We start from the raw sequence: 6,831 nt of genomic DNA on the forward strand, positions 1-6,831 counted from the left end.
CGCGCATATGGGAAGTTAGGAGGTACAGCAGAGGGTTGCGTGGCCCTCACGTGTGACCCAAGTGGATCACGCAGGAAGGCTTATTCACATGACTTCAGCTCTACCAATGCCTCGTCCCGATGACACCTTCGACTATCAGGCGCTCTTCGATCATGCTGGCGTTGGCCTTCTGGAGATCGCGTTCGATGGCTCCATTCGGCGCATCAACGCCAATGGAGCAGCCTTTTTTGGTCATCCCACTGAGGTCCTGGTGGGGGAGAACGTGATCAACGTCACCCATCCCGACGATGTCCCCCGCACGGTTGAAGCGCTGGAGCAGGTGATCAGCGGCGCCACTCCGTTGGTCACCGTGGAAAAGCGCTACATCCGCGCAGATGGGGAAACCGTCTGGTCGCGTTCCCGCGTGTCCCTGCTGCCCACATGCCACGGCCCAGCCACCTCGGTGGTCGCGGTCATTGCGGATATCACCGAACTCAAGCGCGCGCAACAGGACCTTGAAGCGCTCAATATCAGCCTTCAGGAGACGCTGGAGGGCGGCCTGCTGGGTCTTGGCATCGCCCTGGAAGCCCGTGACTTGGAGACGTCCGGGCACACCACTCGGGTGATGCAATACAGCTTGCAGCTTGGAAAAGCCCTCGGTCTCGACGACGTGACACTCAATGAATTGAAGCACGGAGCGGGTCTGCATGACCTTGGAAAGCTCACCATCCCAGATGCGGTCCTCCTCAAGCCGGGTCGCCTGGATGCTGCCGAATGGGCGCTGATGCAAACCCATGCGCACAACGGTCACGAAATTGCTTCGCGGATTCCAACGCTACCGCGCTTGGCCCTGGATGTAATTCGGCACCACCACGAGCGCTGGGACGGCACGGGATATCCAGACCGCCTGGCAGGGACTGATATCCCCTTACTGGCACGAATTTTTGCGGTGTGTGACGTCTATGACGCACTGACGAGCGAACGGCCTTACAAGCACGCCTGGTCACATGAGGCGGCGCTGAAGGAGTTGTACGTTCAGCGTGGGCGGCAATTCGATGCCGACGTCGTGGACGCCTTTCTCGCCATCCATGCTGCAACCACAGATTCCAATGACGTGACTTGAAGAGGGCGGGAGTGGTCTGTGCAGAATCCCTATTCAAAAAGAAGTCGACCTCAGGGTCGACTTCTCTACTCTTGAGTGCATGTTGGACGTGTTCACACTCACTGAGGGATCAGGACACCCTGAAGCGACGGTGGCCGGCTGGACTGATTTTATACCAGGGCGTCCATTACACTTACAGTGGGCTGAAGACGAACTTATCGCTGGTGCCACCGCGCAGTACGCTCTCGGTTTGTTCGCCGAGGTACATCTCACCGGTGATCGCTTCGGGCGCGCCCCACACGGCCCCCAGGGTAAAGGTGCACTTGCGGTCACTGCCAGCCGCCTCACCCGCTGAGCACACGGTGTCTTGCGTCTCGATCACAATGTCGTTGCCCGCCTGGTAGGAGCGGACGACAGCCGCCAGGCGGGTGCCATTCCGACCGATGTCCGAGTTCAGCAGCGGCGCAATCTCTTCCACAGGCACGTTGCTGCCCGCCACGCCAAGTTCCGTGGCGAGATTATGACCACGCACTTTCCCGGCGCGGGTAAACACAACAGCGGCGCCGTCAGTACCGAGGGTGTCCTCGACGCCAACGATCACGGCTTTGAAGCAGACGACGGAGCTAAACTCCCCAAGTTGGGGACGGGTGGACTGGGCAGTGGTGGTTCGCGGTTCACCTCCACCGTAACGCGACACCAATTTCCATTCTCCGCATGGTGGCACGGACGTTCCACGAAACGAACCTCACGCCACAGGACGTCTGCGACGTCCTGCTTCCCCTGCTCCCCCCTGAACAGCTCACCTTCGTTCTGGACCGGACGAGCTGGAAGCGTGGGACAACGGATCTGAATCTACTGGGACCCTTCCCCACGGAGAGCCGTCACCATGACCACCTGCACCCTTGACGTTGAAGCCGCTGCCGAGCGGATGCGCCAGCGCCGGAGCCACCTTGGCCGCATCATCCAGCAGGCCCGAATCCTCGTCGAGCATGGCCGGTCAGAAGGGCGGACCTACCTTAACCGGGTTTGCCGCGTGCAGGGCGTTCGAGGTGCAGTACCGCGCCGCGGATGACGCCCAGACGGCCACGCTGATCCCCGAACAGCAGCCCGGGGAAAGCCGATCATGCTCGAAGGCCCCCGCAAGGCCGCCGACCCGTCCTGCCCTGATGACGTTGCGCGAATGCGCCGCTCTTTACAACCAGCTCGCTAAGGCGTCATCCAAGGAGAGATCGTGACCCTCACCGCTCCCGGCCCACATCTGCCCCGATCCTCACGGCCCGCGAGCGCTCTACCGTCCCCTTGACAATGCCTCAGAACAAGGGATTGCGAGCGGCATAGGCACCATAAGGTAGAGGATAGGGATTGTGAGAGCCTACTCATATAATGTTTATATGAGCTTTATACTGTAGTTGTGTCGCTCCCTCGCCAGCATCTCCTGCTTATCGATGACAGTCTGAGCGATCAGTTGCTGGCACAAGAAGCGCTCGAACGCCTCGGCACTGAGCATCAGCTCATCTGTCTGTCAAGCGGTCAGACTGCTCTGGACTCCTTCGAAACGGCGCGCTTCGCCCGGAGGCCATCTTGCTGGACATCAACATGCCTGGTATGAACGGCCTTGAAGTCCTGAAGGCCCTGAAAAGTGACCGCCGACTTGCCTATCTCCCTGTGGTCATGCTGTCGAGTTCCAGCAACGAGGACGATGTGCAAGCCGCTTACGCGCTTCACGCCAACGCTTACCTGATGAAGCCACACCGCTTCGAAGAATTCGTCGAGCAGATGGCGGCCTTCGTCCATTACTGGGAGCAGAACCGAAGGGCTCATTTTGGTCTGTCCACGAGGCGCCATGACCCGTCAGCACTCTACAAACTGCCTTTCTAATCAACGGACCAAGAGGAAGGTCAAGACACTCCAACCCCACCTGGAGGTAATTTTTACGGGAAGTGGACGAAGTTTTTACGGGGCTCCGCGAAACCATTTGGGCCAAGAGCCACTCTCTTTGACGGAGCGCGTGGCCTGTGCGGCTCCTCCGCACGTCACACTCCTGTCAGGTGGCAGCGCGATAATGAAGGTCACTCCTTCCGGGCTGGAGGAACGCTCACGATGACGACCCACCCTTCCATGCCTCCCGAAATCACGTTGCTCGATAGCATGCCTTCTCCATGCTTCACGCTCGATGCCGCTGGGTACGTGACATCGCTGAATCAGCGAGCGGCCGACCTGGTGGGCCGCCCCAGGGAAGAGTTGGTGGGGTGTCACCTGGAGACGGAATTTCGCGATATTGTCGACGACGGCTGGACGGCGCTGTGCGAGAAGACCCTCCGTGGCAGCCACATGGTCAGGATCGAGGCGTACAACGCCTTCCTGGGCGGCTGGTTCCACATCACCCTCACGCCTGCGAACGACACCTTGATGGTCCACCTGCAGGACGTCACGGATGTTCGCCGGATGGAGCATCTTCAACAGGTGACGGCGGCGCTCATTACGCCCCAGCAGGCTCAACAGGTTATCGAGATCATGCTCACTCAGGCGGGGACCGCCATGGGCGCGTACATGACGGCACTGATGCGGGTGACTCCGGATGGTGACCATCTGGAACGGGTGGCGGAATGGGGGTATGCCCCTGAGCTGCGTGACCGCTTCAGGCGCGTTCCGCTCAGCCTGAACATTCCACCTGCCGAGGCCGCTCGACTGCACAGGCCCGTGTTTGTGAGTGGCGAGGAACTGGACCGGCAGTACCCGGAATCGGTGGAGGTCCGTGCAGAGCGCACCCGCAGCGTCGCCGCACTCCCCCTGCTGGTCGACGGACAGCTGCACGGGGTGTTGTCCCTGAGCTTCAATGGACCGCGACGCTTCGACGAGGCCGAACAGCACTTCATTCTCACCATGACACAGTTGTGCACGCAGGCCCTGGACCGGGTACAGAGCCGCGAAGCGATTGAGCGGTCCAGCGAACGGTTGGCGTTTTTGGGACAGGCCAGCGCCATCCTTGCCTCCTCACTGAAGCTGGAAGATACCCTGCAGCGGCTTGGAGCGTTGGCGGTGGAAACGCTCGCGAACTGGTGCACGGTGTTCCTGCCAGACGCGCAGGGAGAACTGCAGCTCAGGACCGCTGTTCACCGTGATCCCCAATGGGTGGCGCTGCTCTCACGCATGATGGAGCAGTACCCGCTCAGCCCGGACGCGCCGAGCGGCATCATTCAGGTCTACCGCACAGGTCAAGCTGTCCTGATGCCTGTTGTCCCTCAGGCGGCCATTGAAGCTGTGCCGGATGAGGACAAACGCGCGCAGATCCAGGCCCTTGAGTTGCGTTCCTTCATGAGCGTGCCGCTGGTGGCGCAGGGCCGGACCATCGGGGTGATGTGCCTGGCTTCGTCGCAGGCTGACCGGGCGTATACGTTGGAGGACCTGGAACTCGCGGAAGACCTCGCGCGGCGCGCAGCAGCGACCATTGAGCACGCCCGCTTATACGCGGTGGTTGTGGAGAGCGAAGCCAGAATGTCCGGCATCATCAGCACGGTCTCGGACGCGGTGATTACCACGGGGGAGGACCGGCGCATCCTCGTGTTTAACGCTGCGGCTGAAGCGATGTTCGGGCTTCCTGCACAGGAAGCGCTGGGTGAACCCATAGACCGGTTTATTCCCAGCCGCTTCCACCAGCAGCACGCCCAGCACATGCGGGAATTCGGGGAAATAGGCGTCACCTCCCGCAGCATGCACGGTGGACGCAGCGCCCTCCCGGCCCTGCGGGCCAATGGAGCGGAATTCCCGGTGGAAGCCACCATCTCCCAGGTGGTCGTCAACGGGAAACGGCTCTTCACGGCTGTCTTGCGGGATGTGAGCGAACAGCAGCAGGCCGAGCAGTCCTTGCGGGAAAGTGAGGCGCGCTTCCGCTCCACCTTCAACCAGGCAGCGGTGGGCATCGCGCACGTGGACGTGGACGGCCGCTGGCAGAACGTCAATGACCGGCTGTGCGACATCGTCGGGTACACGCGCGAGGAGCTGATGGACCTGACCTTCCAGGACATCACCCACCCAGACGATCTCAACATTGATTTGGGGTATGTGCACCGCCTCCTGGCAGGCGAACTGCGCACGTACTCCATGCACAAGCGGTACCTCCGCAAGGACCGAACGCAGGTGTGGGTCAATCTCACCGGCTCTCTCGTCCGGGACGAGCAAGGACACCCGGCGTATTTCATTGCTGTGGTGGAAGACATCTCTGACATCAAGCGGGCAGAGGTGGACCTCCGGCTGGCCCGGGATGAACTCGAAGTGCGCGTCGAGGAACGAACGGCGCAGTTGCAGGAGCTCAGTGCTCAGCTGCAGACGCAGGTGCAGGAACTCAGGCGTCACACGGAGGAAGGCCATGTCCTCAGCGAACTGGGGGAAATGCTTCAAGCCTGCTTGACGGTGGAAGAAGCGCAGCGGGTGGTGGCCAAATACGCTGCACAACTGTTCCCATCTGTGTCCGGCACCCTGTATGATTTCGGACCGTCCAAAAACGTCCTGGAGGAAGTCATCTCCTGGAATGGCGTCTCTGGCAGTGACACGGTCTTCGCTCCTGCCGACTGCTGGGGCCTGCGCCGCGGCCGCCCTTTTCGCTCTGATCCGCTGGAGCAGGGCTTGCAAGGGTTACGTTGCCGCCACGTGCAGGGATCTGGCACAGCTCTCTGTGTGCCGCTCCTGGCTCAGGGAGAAACGGTTGGCCTGCTGCACCTGTGCAGCCATGAACCCATCACGGCGCGTCAGGAACGCGTGGCGCAGACCACCGCAGAAACGATGGCGTTGGCCCTCGTGAACCTCCGCTTGCGGGAAACGTTGAGGCAACAGTCCATCCGCGACGCGCTCACCGGCCTGTTTAACCGCCGGTACCTGGAGGAGACCTTCGAGCGGGAAGTCCGCCGTGCTCAGCGGCACAAACTCCCCATGGGGCTGATCATGCTGGACGTCGACCACTTCAAGCGCTTCAACGACACGTATGGGCATGAAGGCGGCGACCTGCTCCTTCAATCGCTGGGCAGCCTGCTCAAAGCCAACGTGCGTGGCGAGGACGTGGCCTGCCGCTACGGTGGGGAGGAGTTCGCCTTGCTGCTGCCCGGAGCGGATTTGCATCAGACGGCGGCCCGTGCCGAACACATCCGTCAGGCCATTGAGGAATTGCAGATCAGCCATGTGGGGCAACCGCTTGGGAAGATCACGGCATCGATGGGCGTCGCCGCCTATCCTGTCCAGGGTGTCCAATTGGGTCACCTGTTGCGCGCTGCGGACTTCGCTCTGTATGCCGCCAAGCAGGAGGGACGCAACCGCATCAAGCTGTCCCAGCCGGGCTGAAGCTGGGAGACAGTACGCGTGGACCGTCAAGGTGGCTCCTGCGCTTCATCCCACACACCTAAGGCCTTCAGTAGGAGGTGAGCCGGACCAATTCGCGAAGCAGATCCTTGACGGTGACGATGCCCGTCAAGTGACCACGCTGATTGACCACCAGCAGCGCACTGATGTTGCGTTTGAGGAGATGCACGGCCGTCTCTTCTATGGAAGTCTCTTCATCTATTGTGATTAACGTTTGGGTCATGACGTCTTTCACCTTGATTTTCCCGACGTTTTGAACCAGTTCTCCGGATGATATTGCCGAACTGTCAGAGGGCCACGCTTCTTTCAAATCACGATCGCTCAAGATGCCCACCAGTTGACCCTCTTGGAGTACGGGGAGATGACGACATTGGCCCTGCCGCATCTTCATCAGCGCAATG

6 protein-coding genes and 1 pseudogene are annotated in these 6,831 nt (G+C 60.9%); 5 read left to right on the forward strand and 2 right to left on the reverse strand.

Annotated elements, in window-relative coordinates:
* The first annotated feature begins 61 nt into the window (after positions 1-61).
* A complete protein-coding gene (locus tag B9A95_RS13195) occupies positions 62-1,102 on the forward strand; it encodes an HD domain-containing phosphohydrolase (protein ID WP_245808288.1) in 1,041 nt (346 codons plus the stop codon).
* A gap of 172 nt (positions 1,103-1,274) precedes the next feature.
* Here the strand turns inward: B9A95_RS13195 and B9A95_RS13200 are convergent, their stop codons facing one another.
* Positions 1,275-1,778 carry a hypothetical protein gene (locus B9A95_RS13200; protein WP_084047714.1) on the reverse strand — a complete coding sequence of 168 codons (504 nt, stop codon included), beginning with the start codon at positions 1,776-1,778 and terminating at the stop codon, positions 1,275-1,277.
* On the opposite strand from B9A95_RS13200, the pseudogene B9A95_RS32265 reads away from it, so the two are divergent.
* The 4 genes and pseudogenes from B9A95_RS32265 to B9A95_RS13215 all read left to right on the forward strand — a co-directional run.
* A pseudogene (locus B9A95_RS32265) lies at positions 1,751-1,939 on the forward strand (IS4 family transposase); the annotation flags it as partial. The gene B9A95_RS13200 and the pseudogene B9A95_RS32265 overlap by 28 nt on opposite strands.
* Positions 1,940-1,967: 28 nt before the next feature.
* Positions 1,968-2,153 (forward strand): hypothetical protein, encoded by a 186-nt coding sequence (locus B9A95_RS32270; protein WP_139806770.1) that lies wholly within the window; start codon positions 1,968-1,970, stop codon positions 2,151-2,153.
* 509 nt (positions 2,154-2,662) lie between these two features.
* The gene (locus tag B9A95_RS35470; RefSeq protein WP_245808289.1) at positions 2,663-2,959 is read left to right on the forward strand and encodes a response regulator; all 297 of its coding nucleotides are present in this window, start codon (positions 2,663-2,665) and stop codon (positions 2,957-2,959) included.
* 222 nt (positions 2,960-3,181) lie between these two features.
* The gene (locus B9A95_RS13215; RefSeq protein WP_084047716.1) at positions 3,182-6,412 is read left to right on the forward strand and encodes a diguanylate cyclase; all 3,231 of its coding nucleotides are present in this window, start codon (positions 3,182-3,184) and stop codon (positions 6,410-6,412) included.
* Positions 6,413-6,479: 67 nt separating this feature from the next.
* On the opposite strand, the gene B9A95_RS13220 is transcribed toward B9A95_RS13215, so the two are convergent.
* The coding region (locus B9A95_RS13220; protein WP_139806771.1) for a CBS domain-containing protein at positions 6,480-6,831 on the reverse strand (352 nt) is incomplete at its 5' end.

It is taken from the genome of Deinococcus hopiensis KR-140, assembly GCF_900176165.1.
In the GTDB taxonomy this organism is placed as follows: domain Bacteria; phylum Deinococcota; class Deinococci; order Deinococcales; family Deinococcaceae; genus Deinococcus; species Deinococcus hopiensis.